The sequence below is a fragment of the Ruminococcus champanellensis 18P13 = JCM 17042 genome, from assembly GCF_000210095.1.
In the GTDB taxonomy this organism is placed as follows: Bacteria; Bacillota; Clostridia; order Oscillospirales; family Ruminococcaceae; genus Ruminococcus_F; species Ruminococcus_F champanellensis.
The window spans coordinates 84,650-101,280 of record NC_021039.1 but is presented as its reverse complement, the minus strand read 5'-3'; the positions used below and the strand labels follow the sequence as shown (position 1 = coordinate 101,280).

Below are 16,631 nucleotides of genomic sequence, written 5' to 3'. Positions count from 1 at the left end.
GTAATCATCGGTTGTCAGGGTGCCACTGTTGAAGGCATTGGTCAGTGCGTTGTCCATGCTGATAACGGGTACATCATAGTTTTTGCCCACTGCCGCCATCTGTTCCTGCATGGAATAGCCGCCCTTTGACCGATTGATGATGATAATCACCGCCGGTTCATTCTCCTGGGACAGGCAGCGCCGCACCAGACCCTCAAAGCTCTTTTTATAGCTTTGATCCGGGTGGTCATTGACGGAAAATTCAATGAATATCACATCCGGTTGATCGTTGAGAATATCGTTCTGTGCCCGGAGCAATCCCACCAGAGAGGAGGTGCCGGACATGCCTGCATTGTTGAAGGAAACATTACTGCCGGTGCCGAAGGTGTCTGCAAAATACCGGTAGGAACGGGCTGCGTAGCAGGTATCCGTTCTGCCTCCTTCGGTGATGGAGCCGCCGATATAAGCCAGCTTCACCTGTTCCCCGCTTTGCGCCTTGGCAATCTTCTCCCGGATCCGGCTGGTGTTGCCCATCTGATAGATGGAATCCCCATAGAATTTCAACATCTCCGGCGAAGCGGTTTCCTGGTAATCGTCCCACTCGTTGTCCGGAATCTCCGGTTCCGGAAAAGCCTGTATGGTGCCCAGCAGGTATTTTTGCAGCAGCACCAGATCGCTCATCTCAAAGCTCCCGTTCTGATCCACATCCGCCGCCTTGCCGGCACAGGTTTCCGTAAATCCGCCGGCTGTCATGCCCCGCCGGGCAAGGAGCATATCCACTCCGTCAATGGTACTGTCCCCGTTGATATCCCCCCGGATCACGGCTCTTGCTGCGCCTGCGCCGGGAATCACCGTGCCTTCCGGAGCGGCTGCTGCCTCGTCCACATAAAAGCTGTTCAGGCTGTCGGCAGTTTCAATGTACAGCTGCATAGCAGTTGCCCCCTCCGGCAGCTGAAAGCTGGTATTGGAAAGCTGGATCCAGTCCCCCTTGGACACCACCGCCTCCGCAATGGAGGCATATCCTGTTTCCCCTTCCGCATTCTGATACTGAATCTTCATATAAAAGGTATCCGTCTTGCCGCCGTTGGTATACTTCACATTGGCAGAAAAGCTGTAGGTGCTTCCGGCTGTGAAGACGTCTCCCAGGGACAGGGTTGCCCCATTCCATGCGGCGGTTCTGCCGGACACATACAATGCACCGCTACCTGCATAGGCGCCCTTTGCCGCATGCTCCACTTTGGCTGCACCTCTGCCGCTCCAGCTGTCCGTGCCGGATTCAAAGGTGCTGTGAAAGAAAAAGTTGTCCGGATCTGCTGCAAATGCCATTTGCCCCGGCATGCTTCCGACGGTACTCAGGAGCATGGCTGCGGCACATACGGAACCGATCTTTTTGTGTGACATACAATTCTCCCCTCGTGTTTGTCTCTGATCAATCAACATAAAAGGAATGCACATATTTATTCAAAATTTGTACACTATTCTTTCATTTTACCCTGTTCCATTGATTCCGTCAAGGAAGAATCGTGCTGAATTTATATAAAAAACGTGCTAATGGCATCCTGCATAAAAAAGCGGTCATCCTCTTGGGATCACCGCTTCTCACTTAGGGCAATACTGTACAGCATTGCCCTACTGATTCTTTTCGTAATATGCCCGCAACTGCGCCAATGTAGCATCCGGCTGCTGGGAAAGGAGAGCAACCACGCTTTCCATATACCCCTTAAGGGACTCCAGGAAATGCTCTGTATAGATCAGACCGTTGCCGACCATCGCCAGTGCCAGCTTATCCGCACCCTCGAACACCAGCAGGAAGAACTGCTCCACCGAGCGCTTGGTGGGAATCGGCACCTTTTCCAGCTGCTTTTCCGAGGTTTCCGCTCCTGCTACAAAATTCTGATAGGTGAGACAGAACTGCGTCCGGTCGTAATAATGCCCCGCCGCCAGATTCGCCATATTCTTGGAGAAGGTGTCCTTTGATGCCTCCAGCAGATCCGCCAGCTTGTCTTCCTCCCGGATACGCATACGATGCTGCAGCGAGTGAGCAATGTAGCCCATGGTGCGGAAATACCGCTTGCTGGTACGGTTTGCACTGGTGACGCCGATGATGGTATCCGGATTATCCAGCAGATACGCCACGCCCAGATGATACGCCAGCAGGATCACGTTGAACATGCTGGTATGATACCGCTGGGCAAGCTGCTCCACACCGCTCCGGTCAATCTGATACATATGATCGTAGCCGGACGCAGGCGCTCCCACTGCCGCCTTCGTAATATCCAACATCTGATACCCTTCCACTTCCTGCTTCCAGTATGCCAGCTGCTTTTTGCCCTTATCAGACTGAAAGAACGCTGTCTCATCCCGCAGAAAATGCAGGTATGTATCCGTTTCCGGCTTTGGCGCATCCGGATGCTCATAATACCGGAATACCTGATCCATGATCAGACCGGTGGTACTGCCGTCCCCGATCCAATGATGGGCAAGCCACACAAACAGGTAGTCGTTCTCCGCCAGCTGCACCAGGAAGATCCGGAAGCTGGGCTGGTTAAACCAGTCGATCACGGTATTTACCTGTTTGGAGGCAATGGCAACCGCTGATTGCAGCCGTTCCTGCTCCGTGTCCCCCTGTGCCTCATATACCTGCAACTGGAACTGGTAATGGGCCAGCACACGCTGCGTATAGGTATCCCCCTTCTGCACCAGGATCAGCCGCAGGGCATCGTTCTCATCCACCACCCGCTGGATACTCTGCTCCAGTCGCTGCCGGTCAATGGGGAACCGCATCCGCAGGCCGTTTCCTACATTGCCCACGCCGCTGTCCTGACCGTACTTGTTTCTGCCGTTCAGATCCATCTGAACCATGGCAAGCTGCCGCAGTCCCAGGGGGAACTCCCACTGTCCGTTTTCATCCACGTAATACTTCTGCTGTTCTTCCATTATATCATCCTTTCATAGTCAGGCTGCCGCCCGAATCCAATGCGTCCGGTGGGATGCAGACACCGGAAAGAAATGCTGTTCCCACTGCATCCAGAATGTACCGTCTGTAATTTCTTCCTGCCCGGACAGTGGGAATCCAGGCGCAACGGAGATTCCCAAGGTTTTTCATCGCCATGCTCAGCAGCACCGGCGATACCCCCAGGTCGATGACTCTGCCCAGTGTTTCCTTCTGCACCATATCCAGCGCCTGCTGAAACTGCACCGGCCGGCACATATGTGCCCCCCAGTATGCAGGCTCCGCCGGTGTACAGCTTCCATCCGGACAGACCGTTGAAAGCATCCGCCGAAGGGGCTTGTGAAATGAAACCTGCGCCGCCAGCGCAGCAAGCCGGGCTGCTCCCTGTTCCAGTCCGCTGTAATGTCCCCCGTGATCGGGATTGATGATACTCAGCCGGATCCCTGCCTCCTTGCACAGCTGGTTCAGCTGATGCAGCTGACTGTGGGGGCAGCAGACCGTGACCACCTCCGGCGCATTGTATCCGGCAATCTCCAGGGGGATCCCCCCATCCTGTCCCAGCTGCAGGATCCGGTCAGGGGTGGTTTCCGCCGCTGCCAGTGCATGGGGCACCGCCTCCTGCATCAGTCCGTCCCGCTTTGCCAGCAGGAAAAAGCCATCCGCCGGAGACAGATATCCGGCACAGACTGCGGCTGCATACTCTCCCATGCTGTGACCGATTACTGCATCCGGCGGACAGCCCAGCCTTGTCCAGAAGCCTGCTATCGCCAGCTCGGATGCATACACACGCAGCTGATTCACAAGAGGGTTCTCCTGCGTTTCGTCCAGCAACTCCACCGGCGTATACGGTTTTGCCAAAGCGGCAAGCTCTCCCAGAGTCTGTTCAAAATAGGGACTGACCTGCCTCAGGGTGGCAAGCATATTTTTCTGATGGATTCCGTTTCCGGGAAACAGAAACAGGGTCTTGCCCGGCTTCCCCACCCGGCACACAGGCAGCCGGGCAGTCGGATCCGTCTGACGGCACCAGTCCTCCTGCCCCCGATATACCAAATAGGTACGGCAGGGGGCCTGGAGATCAACAGTAAGCCGATCCCCATCCTGATAACCGGCGGCGGCAATCTGCTGTCGCAGATGCGCCTCGTCTGATCCGCTGAACAGTGCCAGCCGGTACCGCTCAGTTTCCATCGTTCACAGCCCGGAGAATATCCCCCACCCTGTCGCTGAGGGTCAGCTTAAGTTCATGCCCGGCAGCACTCTCCAGGTCAAAGGTCAGCATCATCACATCAAAGGAGTCCATCCCCAGGGTACCGATCACCGTATCCGGATCCAGTTCTCCCTCCAGCTGCACCTTGTTTTTTTGTAACAGTTCCTTCAGTTCATCCAGTGTCATAGGTTCCTCCTGTTTCTCAGGTACTGATGGCAGACATCAGATCCCTGACTGTAGTCATATTTCTGGCATCCTCCAGGCAGATATGCTTGGCAAAGGTCATTTCCACAGCGTAAAGCAGCTGCAAAAAATCAAAGGAATTCATTCCGAGATCCGCCCCGAAGGATGCGTCCGGCGTGACCTCAGCATCCTCGTACCGGGACATGGAGCGCAGCAGCTCCGTCAGTTTTTCATCCAATACAATGCACCTCAGTTTCGTTTGATTTTATTGGTGGGCGTTTTCGGAAAGGGGGTATCCCGGAACAGCACCCGGTCGATCCGCTTATACATGGGCAGCGTGCCGTTGACCCTGTCCACCCCTGCCCGGATGGTTTCCTGCATGCCCGATTCCCCGTAAACCTCCGCCAGGATCAGCCCCGCCTGTTCATATACCAGTACCTCTGTCACTCCAGGCAGAACGGAAAGAGCAAGCTCCAGTTCCTCCGGAGAAACATTCTCACCGGAGGAGCGAATGATCAGATTCTTGATTCGCCCGGTAATGAACAGGCATCGGTTCTCATCCAGATATCCCTTATCTCCGGTTTTCAGCCATCCTGCCGCATCAAAGGCAGCCGCTGTTTCTTCTTCTCGGTTATAATATCCCAGCATCATGTTCCTGCCCTTGACCCGGATCTCTCCGATACCCTCTGCATCCGGGTCAGCAATCCGCACCTGGTTGCAGTCAATGACGGGGCCGATGCTCCCAAACACATTGCAGGCTATGGTGTTGAGGGAGATGACCGGTGCGCACTCGGTCATGCCGTAGCCGCACAGGATGGTAACACCCAGCTTCCAGAAAAACTCCGTGATCTCCCTGCTCAGGGCTGCGCCGCCGGATATCACATACCGCAGCTGCTCTCCCAGCATAGCCCGGAATTTTGCAAAATAGATCCGCCGTTCCTCCACAGACTGCTCCAGGATTTCCTCCCCTTCTACAGCCTGCCGGTACTCCGGGTTCGGATCGTTCCGGATCTGCCGGCGGATCTGCCGATAGAAAAATTCCAGAACTGCCGGCACTGCCTGTATGTGTACCGGAGAAAACAACTGCATATCCCGTGACAGCAGTATGCTGTCCCCGTTGATATAGATCTCCGCACCGCACAGCAAGGGGCCCAGCACAGAGGTGGTCCAGCCGAACATATGATGCAAAGGCAGACAAAGCAGGGAGGTGGGCGCCGGATACACTGCACGGGTGAAGGACACTGCGTCCGCCATCAGCGCCGACTGGGTCAGCATTACCCCTTTGGGCACCCCGTTGGAGCCGGAGGTGTATACAATGCAATCCGGGGTTTCCGCTGCCGGGGATGCATCCGGTTCGGGAACATCGGCTTCTGTCCGGGGAGTTTGCAGAATCCGGCGGATCTCCTCCGCAGACAGTCTTGCCTCCGGCGCAAATGTCCCGTACAGCTTGTGCAGCGCATCCGAAGCACCTTCCAGCAGGATCAGCATATCCGGCTGACAGTTTTGCAGAATCTGCTGCAGCTCCGCCTCACCAATATCCTTGTTGACTGGCACTGCTGTGTTGCCGCTGCATACCACAGCGAAAAAGGTCACGATGAACGGCAGGGAATTTTGCCCTGCAAACAGGATCTTTCTGCCGCTCTGCCCGGATAGCGTATCCGACAGAGCATATACCATGTCTGCAAAGGCTGCATAGCTGCATCGGCGCATCTGGGGCGCATCATAGCAAAAAGCAGGCTGCGCCCCATACTGCCGGGTAATGAAGCGGAGCATAGACGCAAAGCCCTCCAGCTCCGGAATGGGTGTATGCTGGGTTTCTGTAATCATGCAGGTTCCTCCCGTCTGAATTTCAAAGCCGCATTGTGCCCGCCGAATCCAAAGGATGCAGAAATGGCAGTGCGGATGGATACCTCACGACTTTCCTCCGGCAGGCACAGACCGGGCAGGGGCGTACCCAGCAGATTGCCGTGTATCACCTGGTTGTGCAGGGAATATGCACAAACCGCCGCCTCAATGGCACCGGACGCCCCGATGGTATGTCCCAGTATCCCCTTCACAGAGGTAACAGGTATGGATGCCGCTCTCTCGCCGAATGTCTCCGTCAACGCCAGCTGCTCCGTCCGGTCGTTCACCGGCGTTCCGGTGCCATGGGCATTGTAATAGTCAATCTGCTCCCCCACCGTCAGCTGCTCCAGCATCCGGATGATCTGTGTGGGGACAGGCGGCATCTGTACAATGTGATATGCATCACAGGTGGCTGCATACCCGGTGATCTCCGCATAGATCCGGGCACCCCGCTTCCGGGCGGATGCATATTCCTCCAGGATCAGGGCGCAGGCAGCACCCTCCGAAAAGAGAAAACCGCTGCGTTCCTGAGAAAAGGCACGGGGAATCCCGTCCTCTGCCTTTGTCAAAGCCCCCAGCACGTCAAAGGAACGGAGCATCATGCCCTCGTCGCATGCCAGATCGTCCGCACCGCCGCAGATTGCCATGCTGCCCCTGCCGGAACGGATGTGCAGATATGCCTCCCCGATGGCGCTGGTACCAGAGGCGCAGGCGGTGGATACCACCTGGCTGACCCCGTGAATGCCCAGCAGGATGGAAATCCACGCAGGCACTGAATTGGTCATGATCATGGGGTTTGTGCAGGGATGCATGGGTTTATGCTCCGTAATGGAACGATAGCCCTTCACCACCTCCTGGGAATGGGGCGCACCCACCCCGAAAAAGACAGCTGTGTCCGGATCCGGCTGCTCCAGTCCTGCATCCTTCAGTGCCAACAAGGCTGCCGCAGCCCCTGTGCAGGCATTCCGGGATGCCATAGCGGACATGCGAAGAAAGTCCCTGCCAAAGGGCTTGTAGTCCACCTCCGGAAAGGGCACATACCACCCGGTGGAAAGAGGGGCGCCCGTATACTCTGGTGGAATCCGCCGGATCACCGCCTCCTTTTTCAGCAGATGCTCAAAAAATGCCTTGCCGGTACCCATTGCTGTTATTGGTGCCAGCCCTGTGATTGCCACACGGTTCATAAACAGTTCCTTTCCTCCAGCCAGCTGTCCGGCAGGATGCGCACTGCAAATTTCCCCATCAGATTTGTCCCCTGCTCCATGTCCTTGTGGGCATTCGGCAGTTGATCCCAGGGATATACCCGGCATACGGATGAAGCAAAGTCATACGTCTGCCGCAGGCAGAGATATTCCTTCAGATTTTCCGGAGAGCCCGCATGACTCCCCTGAATCCGCTTCTGATAGATCCACAGGTGTCGAAGATCCACCGTTGCCAGATACCCGGTGGTGGCACCGCACAGCACCACCATGCCTCCCGGGGCGCAGACAAACAAAGATGTAGCAAGGGTGTCTCCCCCCGGATGCTCCAGCACTATGGCAGGGTTGATCCTGCCTCCGGCGATCTCATAGATCTCATTGCGAAACCGGGCTGCCTGCATGCTCCATCGGCGCATACCTGCTTCGTCCAGCCCGGCGATGCTGCCCCAGTGGGTAAACCGGGTTCGGTCAATGTATCCGGCAGCTCCCATGGATTTGCAGTATGCACCACGCTCTGCGCCGGACACCACCGCAATGGGGATACCCCCGTAGGCTCTGGTCTGCTGAATGGCACTGGTGCCAAGTCCCCCTGCACCGCCCCAGATCAGCACCACATCCCCTTCCCGGATCCGATTTCCGTCCCAGTGACAGAGCATCCGGTTGACAGTAGTGCCGGTGGCGCAGCATACCGCCGCCTCATCCCAGTCCAGTTCAGACGGCTTTAGCACGCACTGATAGTCGCTGACCTTGGAAAACTGCGCAAAAGCACCCCAATTCCCCTCGTACCCCCACATATGATAGGTCGGACTGTACTCCGGCAAACCGCCGGAACGTATCCAGGGACAGTCCGGATCATACTTGGAAGCGGACAGGATCACCGGATCTCCCACCCGGACATTGGACACGGCTTCCCCTGTAGCATACACGATGCCGGACGCTTCCGAGCCGCAGATGTGGAAGGACTGTCTGTCATCTCCGTAGGTGCCGTTGGCGTCCAGCACATTCTTTGGCGCACCCCTGGCTGCCCAGATGCCGTTGTAGTTGATGCCCACGGACACATTGGCAACCAGCACCTCATGGGGCTTCAAAGCGGGCAGTTCTACGATCTCATCCCGGAATGCGGTCAGGGGATCCCCCAGCCGATCCTGCCGGATGGTCCAGGCATGCATGCGCCTTGGAATGCATCCCAGGGGCGGCAGCGTGCCCGGTTCATAGATCTGATCCGTATAGGTTGTATTCATGTTCATCCTCATTTCCTTCTGCCCGGAGCCGATCCTCCAGTTCCCGGCAGGATATCCTGTCCAAGGGGGCATTTGCATGCACGCCAAACCGGGAAATACAATAGCCCGGAACAGTAATCGTGCTGCCGGCAGGACAGCCGTCTACACCTGCCGAATCCTCCGCCAAAAGCACTGAACCCTGTACGGACACCGTAAAGGTGGACAGGGGTCTGGACAAGCCGATCCCCAGCCATTTCACATAAGCCTCCTTTCCCGTCCAAAGGGTAAAGAATGCCTGCCGTCTTGCCGATCCCTCCGGAATGCGCAGCAGTGCTTCGTACTCCGCCGGGCTGTAATACCGCTGTGCCAGCTCCATATACTCCGGCACATCCCGGATCTGTTCCACATCACAGCCGCAGGGAGCAGAATCCCCCATACACAGCACGTAGTCTCCGGCATGGGAGATGCTCATGCAGAGCCGTTTCCCCCGGCACAGGGCATAGGGCGGCTGCCATTGAGGGGTATGCAGCTGTACCTGCCGGAGGGAGCAATCCGCCAACCGGGCTGCCAGATACATAGCTCCCAGTCCGGCGGCATAGCACTGGAGCCGATCCGCTGTCTGCACATACCGGCGCAGACGTTCCAACCGATCAGCAGGCAGCAGCTTCAGTAGTGCCGGATCCGGCGTTGCAGCATGCCCCTCCAGGGAGATCAGCAAACTGCCGCCCAAGGTGCTATTCATTATTCCGTTTCAGGCTTTCCGTCATTTCAATACGCTCCACCTTCCTGCCAGCCAGTACCAAAGACAGCAGGTAGGACGCCAGCACGATCAGCAGAGTGATCAGATAGCTGACAGGCTTCACATACAGGGATATCAGCATGCCGGTTGTTTCCGCAGAGGATGCGCACACCGAACCGCCCACTGCCAGTGCCAGTGGGATGCCCACCACAAAGCCGATGCAAAGCAGCAGATGGTTCCCGGTCAGCACCAGATTGCGGATCTCCCGCTTCCGGTAGCCCAGAATTTTCAGCATGGAAATATTCACGGTGTTTTCCTCTACGATCATACCGGAGATCAGATACATGGACAGCACCCCAAGCATAAAGCCGACAAACAGCACGATATAGCACATCTTATAGTACACCTGTACAGCGGATTTCACGCTTTCCCGGTAATCCTCTCTGGAAGTTTCAGACAGAACCATATCTGCGTCCAACTCCAGCTTTTCGTTGCTGACGATGGTATTCCGGTCTACTGCATCATAGCCCATGATTTCGGCTGCATTGGCAGTACTGGTATACACTGCCGAATTGATGTTGTCATCCAGGATCCCGGCAATCTGAATGGTATGCTCCTCTGTGGTAATCAGATCCCGGAAGGTAAAGTTGTCCCCGGGCTGCACCCCATAGGATTCCGCCGCCGCATTGGTCATGTAATAGGAACCATACGCCATAGGCTCTCCCTTGAGGGTCTGCATCTTGAAATAGGCTGTATCCTCCTGATAGCCCCACAGGCTGAACAGCAGAGTGCTGTCATCCCGTTCATAGCGGCTGACCAGGGCTGCCTCCGCTCCCTCCGGCAGTTGAAACTCAGTAGTATTCAGCAGATAGGAGTAGTTGTAGGGAATCTGATCCACCGAGCTGTCCACAATGTTGTCCGCCGAATCCTTCGTGATCCAGCCCATGAGGATGCACAGGGTGCTGACTGCCACACCGATGATGATCACAGCCGAGCGTGCCTTATGCCCCAGCACGGAGCGGATCCGGTACTTCCGCCGGAAAGGCATGCGCTTGTCTGCCAGCACACCGCTGGACACCTTGCCTGCATCCGTCTGCCGCAGCATCTGCACCGGATCCTTCCGCAGCATAAGCCGCACGGTTAGATCCCCTGCGCATACATACAGCAGAGGCGGCAGCACCAAAGCGAGCACAGCCAGCAACGGCTTGGCGGTTACAGTATGGGGCAATGCCTCGAAGAAGTTGAAATACATCTGGGAGAAGGGGAAGGTGGCAGCATAGCCGCAAATCAGTCCCAGCACGCTGCCGATCACCCCGGGCACCAGACTGTACAGGGCATAATGCCGCCGGATCTCTCCGGTTCGGTAGCCTAGCGCAATCAGGGTGCCGATCTGCTTCTGCTCCGCCTTCAGCTTTCTGCTCAGCATCAGAACAATCAGCAGCAGCACGATGCCGTACAGCACCGGCGCAATGATCACCGCCACGGACATAACCAGCTCCGACTGGTTCAAAGCAGACTGAATCCGCATGTTGCTTGCCGCTGCCGTATAGCTCAGGATCCGGAACTCCTCATTGACCCCCTTACGGAACTCCAGGGAATTGTCCCGGTCAAAGCGAACTGCATAATAAGAATGGATATCCGGCATGGCTTCTACCGCCGCAGAAGTTCCAACTGCCAACCCGAAGCTGTTGTAATCCGGGAAGGTATCCGTCAGCGCCCGGAGCATGCAGAGATAATCCGTCCGCACCATGAATCCGGACACGGTAAACTGCTTACCGCCGATCTGCACCCTGTCGCCGATGTGAAGTCCCTGTGCATCCGCAAAGCGCTCGGAAAGCATCACCTCTCCGTCACCGGCAGGGGCATTTCCGGCAGTCACCTGACAGGTGTTCACGGCAGTATTCTCTGCCGCCAGCCGCAGCACATAATCGCCGGCTTCTTCGTCATAATAGGTCATGGATTCCAGCTTTACGTCATAGCGCTCCTCCAGATGTCCGATCCGATCCTCCGGAATGGGGAACATGGTCATAAACTGGGCGTCCTCTGTATTGCAGTCCCGGATCCCCTGCCGGTACACCTGCCCCATGAGGCTTGCAGTGGAAATCGCCGCAATGATCAGCGTACCGATCAGCACCGTCAGCAGGATCACCACCAGGTGAAAGGAGCGATTGGTACGCATGCTTCTGAAATACCGCTTGTTTATCTTTCTCATAAGTCAATGTCCTCAGCCTTGCGTCTATTGGGATTCAGCTGGTTGCTGACCACCTTGCCGTCCCGGATCCGGACGATCCGGTCAGCCACATCCCGGATGGCTTCATTGTGGGTGATGATCACCGTAGTAGTCTTGTAGGTCCGGTTGATCTGATCCACCAGACTGATGACACTACGGGAGGACTTGGAATCCAGAGCGCCGGTCAGCTCATCGCACAGCAGCAGCTTAGGATTCTTGATGACCGAACGGGCAATGGCAACCCGCTGTTGCTGTCCGCCGGAAAGCTCCTTGGGAAAACGGCTCCGGTACTTGGCAATGTCCAGATCCTGCAACAGGGTGTCCAGATCCATGGGGTTGGAGGCAATGTCAGACGCCACCTGAATATTTTCCTCCACAGTCAGATCCGGAATCAGATTGAAAAACTGGAACACAAAGCCCACCTGAGAACGGCGGTACTCCGTCAACTCGTTTTTTCCCAGCTTCATCAGATCCTTGCCGCCTACCAGCAGAGCACCCTCATCCAGTCTGTCCAAGCCTCCCAGCATATTCAGCAGGGTGGATTTTCCCGAACCGGATGGGCCCAGGATCACGCAAAGCTCCCCTTCCTGAATGCCAAGATCCACATGATCCATGGCGTAAACCGTATTCTCCGCATTGTCCCCGTATTTTTTGACGGCATTTTTGAATTCAATCAACATGTCCTTCTGCGTTCCTTTCTGCCTGTTCGGCAAATGCATCAATTTCCGCAAGCAGCTCCTGCCTGTGATCTTCCAAGTAAAAATGATTTCCGCTGAACACCCGTGTTCCATGCACCCGTACAAAGGTTTTGCTCCACAGCGGCACTACCGCCGAATCCACCACGATGTCCTCGCTTCCATACAGATTCAGTCCCAGCACCAGCCGCTGCTCCGGCGGCGGCACCGTGGGTCGATAGGTTTCCAGAACCTGCATATCTGTCTGGATGGTTTGCTTGAAAAAGCGGTATGCCTCCGGATTTTCTGAAATAAAATCCGGGATTCCGCCCAGCCGTTCCAGATATGCGTCCACATCCGCCGGATACTCCCAATGCTTTCCCTGGTAGTAGCAAAGGGGATTCTGACCGGACACGATCACCCCGACAGGCGGACGATGCAGACGGTTTTGCAGTACAAAGCCGCATTCACACGCTACCAGTGCACCCATGCTGTGCCCGAACAGAAGACAGGGTTCATCAGAAGCATACTGCTGCACATAGTGTACCGCATCCTCCACATAGTCTCCGAAGTCGGCGCTGCCCGGCGGACGGCGATGATAATCAAACAGCAGCACCCGGTTCACATGGGACAGCTTTGCTTCCTTCAGAAAGCTATAGTACAGTGAAAAGCCCCCCGCATGGGGAAAACAAATCAACTGCAACCGAACCACCTCTTTTGACACTTATTCCATACAGTTATCCATCGCTAACTCCATGATATGTTCATCTGGTTAGCATATGCTAATATCAAATATAGCATGGTCAGCCGGGTTTGTCAACGGCGAAACGGCAATTTAGTTGAATCAAAATAGTTTTCCATAGACCGTATGCATAGATTTACGACACCTTCAACAAAATTGACCAGTTTTTCCGTCCACCTATTGACACTTTTTCTTCCACATGCTATAATTCAATGGTTAGAATATGCTAACTGCAAGCATGCAACGCATATGAATCTGCATACACCGCCGGAGCAACCCAGGCATCCGGCTGGCATTTTACCCATGTGTTAGCCTTTGCTAACCAGAAAGGATGATTTCATGCGAATCAAAGTAGATCTGAACCAGACCACCTACCCCCGATGCATTCTGGAGATGAAACGGCGCTTCGGCGACCGCATCGCCCTTCGGGACAAGGACGGAGACATGACCTATCGGGCGCTTTGCACCAGTTCTGAGCAGCTTGGCGCATACCTGCTGTCCCAGGGGATCCGACCCGGCGAGAAGGTGGTGCTGCATCTGGGCAACACCCGGCTGTTTATCCAGTGTCTGTTTGCATTGGAACTGATCGGTGCCCTGCCGGTCATCGTGTTTTCCGCATGCCGGGAACATGAGGTGTTCTCCATTGCCGACACCACAGAAGCAGCCGCCTATATTTCCTTCCGGAGCTTCAAGGGCTTTGACTGTACCGAAACCGCCACCCGGATTGCCGACCGGATCGACAGCATCCGGACGCTGTTTTTCGATGACCAGCTGGAGGCACTGGATCTGTCCGGATACGCCCTTGCGCCGGAGCAGATCGCAGACCCCTCCCCGGAGGATCCGGCATATATCGTCCTGTCCGGAGGCTCTACCGGCATTCCCAAGCTGATCCCCAAAAAGCAGGCTGCCACCCTCTGGTCGGCGGAAAAGTGTGCAGAAGCCTGCGGACTGGATGAAACCACACGCTACCTGACCGCCATGCCCTGCGCCCACTATTTCCACATTTGCGGTCCCGGCTTTATGGGGGCATTTTTACAGGGTGCAACGGACATTTTGTGCTATTCTTCCCTGCCCAGCGACATTGTCTCCCTGATCCGGCAGGAGAAAATCACGGAAACGGCACTGGTGCCCTCCGTAGCCTCCGAGTGCATTGCCTATGCCAAAAAGCATGGGAATCCCAAGCAAATGTTTGAAAGCCTGCGGCTGGTACAGCTGGGAGGCGCCATGTGTACGGCGGACGTGATCCATGCAGTTGCGGAGGAAATGGGCTGTGTACCCCAGCAGATCTACGGCATGGGAGAGGGTCTTGTGTATGCCACCTACCCCCAGGACAGCCTGGACTTTATTCTCAAGTACCAGGGCATCAACACCAGCGCATACGACAGCGTCAAGGTAGTGGATGAGGCAGGAAACCCGGTACCGGATGGTGAATTCGGGGAGCTGATCGCCAAGGGACCCAACATTGCAACCGCATACTACAAAAACGACGAAGCAAACCGGGTCAAGTTCACCGCCGATGGTTACTACCGAACCGGCGACAGAGTCCGCCTGGTGGAGGGTAAGTATTTGCAGGTAGTGGGGCGCATTGACGATATGATCAATCGGGCAGGCGAGAAAATTTTCCCCGCTGAGCTGGAAATGCACCTGCGCCAGTGCAGCGGTGTCCGGGAGGCTGCTGTGTTCGGTATCCCGGATCCTGCACTGGGCAGCCGGATCGCCGCCTTTGTGATCTGTGACGAGGATACCTCCGGTGCCGCCATCCGCAGGGAACTGATCGCTGCCGGACTTGCCTCGTTCAAGATTCCGGATGACATCTTCTTCAAGGATGCATTCCCCCTGACCTCTGTGAAAAAGATCGATAAGCATGCCCTCAAGCAGGAAGCGGAGGAACGGATCCGGCATGCAGAACAGGAAACCCTGCAAAGCTTTGACCACATCGGGGACCCCACGGAGCGCTCGGTGTATACTGCCTGGGCAAGGGCGCTGAATACCGGAGAACTGACCGGGGACTGCTGCTTTATTGAACTGGGCGGAAACTCCATCACCGCAGCAGCCATGCTCCGGGAACTGGAACAAGCCCACGGCATCTCATTGGAGCTGGAGGATTTCTACTGTGCCGACACCCTGGATGCCTTCTGCGGGCTGGTAAAGGAGCGGATTGCCCATGAATAGCAAGTGGTTTGCATATGGCATGACCCATGAACAGGCAGATCTGAATCTGCTGCTGTTCCCCTTTGCGGGAGGCTGCCCCTCAGTCTTTGTACAGTGGAAGCGGCTGCTTTGTCCAAAAGCGAATGTCTACCCGGTGCTGTATCCCTTCCGGGAGGCACGGCGCAGCGAACAGCTGCCGGACACGGTGCAGCAGCTTGCCCAGTCCCTTGCCGCAGAAAATGAAGCTGTATTCTCCGGCAAATACGCCATCTTTGCCCACTGCGCCGGTGCATCCGTTGCCTATGAAACCATTCTGGCAGCAAAGCAGCTGTATGGCACGGAGCCGGAATGGCTGATCGTGTCCGGCGCAGAGCCACCGGAATACTCTCTGGAAAGCCTGCGATATCTGGCGGACGCATCCCCTGCGGAATTTCTGAACTATCTGATCTCCGGAGGCTTTGCAGAAGAAAGCGTCCGGGACAATCCGGCATTTCTCAGCTACTATCTGCCCATCATCAGTGCCGATTTCCGGATGCTGTTTTCCTACCGGATGACTGCCGCACCGCCTCTGCACTGCCCGATTTTCCGGTTCCGCGGGGATACGGACAAGGTCATTGATCCTGCCCGGCTGGACGCATGGCAGCACTACACAGAGGGTATCTGCACAGAGCAGGTATTCTCCGGCGGACATTATTACTTTACCGCAGATCCGGCACCGGTATGCAGCAGCATCAACCGGATCCTGGAGCAGGGAGGCGAAGCCAATGGCTGAACGAAAATGCGCCTTAGTGACCGGATCGGTCACCGGCATGGGCAGAGCCATGATCCTGCGGCTTGCCAGGGACGGCTTTGATACCGTCATCAACTATCACCGGCAGGAACGGGCAGAAGGAGCCCGGCAGCTGATCCGTGAAGTACAGGCAATGGGGACAGGGGCAATTGCCGTGCAGGCGGATGTATCCCAAAGCACCGACTGTGACCGGCTGGTGCAGGAGGCAACGGACGCCTTCGGCAGGATCGATGTGCTGGTCAACAATGCAGGTATCACCAATCTGACCCCCATGCAGCAGATGACCGACGAGGATTTTCACCGGGTCATGGCAACCAATGCCTACGGCACGTTTTATATGATGCGCAGTGCGGTGCCCATCATGAAGCGGCAGCGCTCCGGCAGTATCATCAACATTTCCTCCGTAGGAGGACTTTACGGTGCGCCCTGGTCCATTGGCTATGCAGCCTCCAAGGGGGCGGTGATCTCCATGACCAAAACCGCCGCAAAGGAGCTTGCCATCAGCAAGATCCGGGTGAATGCGATTGCGCCGGGAGGCTGTAAGACCTGCATCATAGAAATGGGCGAAAAGCAGCTTCAGGCACAGCTGAAATATGTAACCATGGGGCGGCTGGGTCTGCCGGAGGAAATGGCAGGCGCCGTATCCTTCCTTGCGTCAGAGGATGCCTCCTATATTACCGGACACGTGCTGGAAGTCAGCGGCGGCGTTATGATGTAGGAGG

At 56.1% G+C, this 16,631-nt stretch carries 15 protein-coding genes; 3 read left to right on the top strand and 12 right to left on the bottom strand.

Annotation, left to right across the window (positions count from 1 at the left end; genetic code table 11):
* From RUM_RS00425 to RUM_RS00370, 12 genes are all read right to left on the bottom strand, one after another.
* A partial coding sequence (locus tag RUM_RS00425) for a carbohydrate binding domain-containing protein (RefSeq protein ID WP_172618252.1) occupies positions 1-1,380 on the bottom strand: 1,380 nt, incomplete at its 3' end.
* A 228-nt stretch (positions 1,381-1,608) separates the two neighbouring features.
* On the bottom strand, positions 1,609-2,916 hold the full coding sequence (locus RUM_RS00420; RefSeq protein ID WP_015557267.1) for a condensation domain-containing protein: 1,308 nt from the start codon (positions 2,914-2,916) through the stop codon (positions 1,609-1,611).
* A gap of 4 nt (positions 2,917-2,920) precedes the next feature.
* The gene (locus tag RUM_RS00415) at positions 2,921-4,117 is read right to left on the bottom strand and encodes an acyltransferase domain-containing protein (RefSeq protein WP_015557266.1); all 1,197 of its coding nucleotides are present in this window, start codon (positions 4,115-4,117) and stop codon (positions 2,921-2,923) included.
* Positions 4,107-4,322, bottom strand: coding sequence for a hypothetical protein (locus tag RUM_RS00410; RefSeq protein ID WP_015557265.1), 216 nt, complete (start codon positions 4,320-4,322; stop codon positions 4,107-4,109). Before RUM_RS00410 ends, RUM_RS00415 begins: the two co-directional genes overlap by 11 nt.
* 16 nt (positions 4,323-4,338) lie before the next feature.
* Positions 4,339-4,557, bottom strand: a complete 219-nt coding sequence (locus RUM_RS00405) for an acyl carrier protein (RefSeq protein ID WP_041326177.1) — start codon at positions 4,555-4,557, stop codon at positions 4,339-4,341.
* A gap of 11 nt (positions 4,558-4,568) precedes the next feature.
* Positions 4,569-6,146 (bottom strand): AMP-binding protein, encoded by a 1,578-nt coding sequence (locus RUM_RS00400; RefSeq protein ID WP_015557264.1) that lies wholly within the window; start codon positions 6,144-6,146, stop codon positions 4,569-4,571.
* Positions 6,143-7,348, bottom strand: a complete 1,206-nt coding sequence (locus RUM_RS00395) for a beta-ketoacyl-[acyl-carrier-protein] synthase family protein (protein ID WP_015557263.1) — start codon at positions 7,346-7,348, stop codon at positions 6,143-6,145. Before RUM_RS00395 ends, RUM_RS00400 begins: the two co-directional genes overlap by 4 nt.
* On the bottom strand, positions 7,345-8,604 hold the full coding sequence (ccrA, locus tag RUM_RS00390) for a crotonyl-CoA carboxylase/reductase (RefSeq protein WP_054685301.1): 1,260 nt from the start codon (positions 8,602-8,604) through the stop codon (positions 7,345-7,347). Before ccrA ends, RUM_RS00395 begins: the two co-directional genes overlap by 4 nt.
* On the bottom strand, positions 8,573-9,325 hold the full coding sequence (locus RUM_RS11820) for a 4'-phosphopantetheinyl transferase family protein (protein ID WP_015557261.1): 753 nt from the start codon (positions 9,323-9,325) through the stop codon (positions 8,573-8,575). Before RUM_RS11820 ends, ccrA begins: the two co-directional genes overlap by 32 nt.
* On the bottom strand, positions 9,318-11,534 hold the full coding sequence (locus RUM_RS00380; protein ID WP_015557260.1) for an ABC transporter permease: 2,217 nt from the start codon (positions 11,532-11,534) through the stop codon (positions 9,318-9,320). The genes RUM_RS11820 and RUM_RS00380 overlap by 8 nt, the downstream gene beginning before the upstream one ends.
* Positions 11,531-12,232 carry an ABC transporter ATP-binding protein gene (locus RUM_RS00375; protein WP_015557259.1) on the bottom strand — a complete coding sequence of 234 codons (702 nt, stop codon included), beginning with the start codon at positions 12,230-12,232 and terminating at the stop codon, positions 11,531-11,533. Before RUM_RS00375 ends, RUM_RS00380 begins: the two co-directional genes overlap by 4 nt.
* Entirely contained in the window at positions 12,222-12,929 is a 708-nt protein-coding gene (locus RUM_RS00370) for a thioesterase II family protein (protein WP_041326174.1), read from the bottom strand. Before RUM_RS00370 ends, RUM_RS00375 begins: the two co-directional genes overlap by 11 nt.
* Before the next feature lie 378 nt (positions 12,930-13,307).
* Here RUM_RS00370 and RUM_RS00365 point away from each other — a divergent pair, with 378 nt between their 5' ends.
* From RUM_RS00365 to RUM_RS00355, 3 genes are read left to right on the top strand one after another with little or no spacing between them, the layout of a single operon-like run.
* Entirely contained in the window at positions 13,308-15,140 is a 1,833-nt protein-coding gene (locus RUM_RS00365; protein ID WP_015557258.1) for a non-ribosomal peptide synthetase, read from the top strand.
* On the top strand, positions 15,133-15,891 hold the full coding sequence (locus tag RUM_RS00360) for a thioesterase II family protein (RefSeq protein WP_015557257.1): 759 nt from the start codon (positions 15,133-15,135) through the stop codon (positions 15,889-15,891). Before RUM_RS00365 ends, RUM_RS00360 begins: the two co-directional genes overlap by 8 nt.
* Positions 15,884-16,627 (top strand): 3-oxoacyl-ACP reductase family protein, encoded by a 744-nt coding sequence (locus RUM_RS00355; RefSeq protein WP_015557256.1) that lies wholly within the window; start codon positions 15,884-15,886, stop codon positions 16,625-16,627. The genes RUM_RS00360 and RUM_RS00355 overlap by 8 nt, the downstream gene beginning before the upstream one ends.
* Positions 16,628-16,631 lie beyond the last annotated feature (4 nt).

What these genes read in the sequence shown, in the direction of transcription:
- RUM_RS00420 (WP_015557267.1), bottom strand. Translation starts at nt 2,916, where the DNA reads ATGGAAGAACAGCAGAAGTATTACGTGGATGAAAACGGACAGTGGGAG.
- RUM_RS00380 (WP_015557260.1), bottom strand. Translation starts at nt 11,534, where the DNA reads ATGAGAAAGATAAACAAGCGGTATTTCAGAAGCATGCGTACCAATCGC.
- RUM_RS00365 (WP_015557258.1), top strand. Translation starts at nt 13,308, where the DNA reads ATGCGAATCAAAGTAGATCTGAACCAGACCACCTACCCCCGATGCATT.
- RUM_RS00375 (WP_015557259.1), bottom strand. Translation starts at nt 12,232, where the DNA reads ATGTTGATTGAATTCAAAAATGCCGTCAAAAAATACGGGGACAATGCG.
- RUM_RS00395 (WP_015557263.1), bottom strand. Translation starts at nt 7,348, where the DNA reads ATGAACCGTGTGGCAATCACAGGGCTGGCACCAATAACAGCAATGGGT.
- RUM_RS11820 (WP_015557261.1), bottom strand. Translation starts at nt 9,325, where the DNA reads ATGAATAGCACCTTGGGCGGCAGTTTGCTGATCTCCCTGGAGGGGCAT.
- RUM_RS00400 (WP_015557264.1), bottom strand. Translation starts at nt 6,146, where the DNA reads ATGATTACAGAAACCCAGCATACACCCATTCCGGAGCTGGAGGGCTTT.
- ccrA (WP_054685301.1), bottom strand. Translation starts at nt 8,604, where the DNA reads ATGAATACAACCTATACGGATCAGATCTATGAACCGGGCACGCTGCCG.
- RUM_RS00360 (WP_015557257.1), top strand. Translation starts at nt 15,133, where the DNA reads ATGAATAGCAAGTGGTTTGCATATGGCATGACCCATGAACAGGCAGAT.
- RUM_RS00410 (WP_015557265.1), bottom strand. Translation starts at nt 4,322, where the DNA reads ATGACACTGGATGAACTGAAGGAACTGTTACAAAAAAACAAGGTGCAG.
- RUM_RS00355 (WP_015557256.1), top strand. Translation starts at nt 15,884, where the DNA reads ATGGCTGAACGAAAATGCGCCTTAGTGACCGGATCGGTCACCGGCATG.
- RUM_RS00415 (WP_015557266.1), bottom strand. Translation starts at nt 4,117, where the DNA reads ATGGAAACTGAGCGGTACCGGCTGGCACTGTTCAGCGGATCAGACGAG.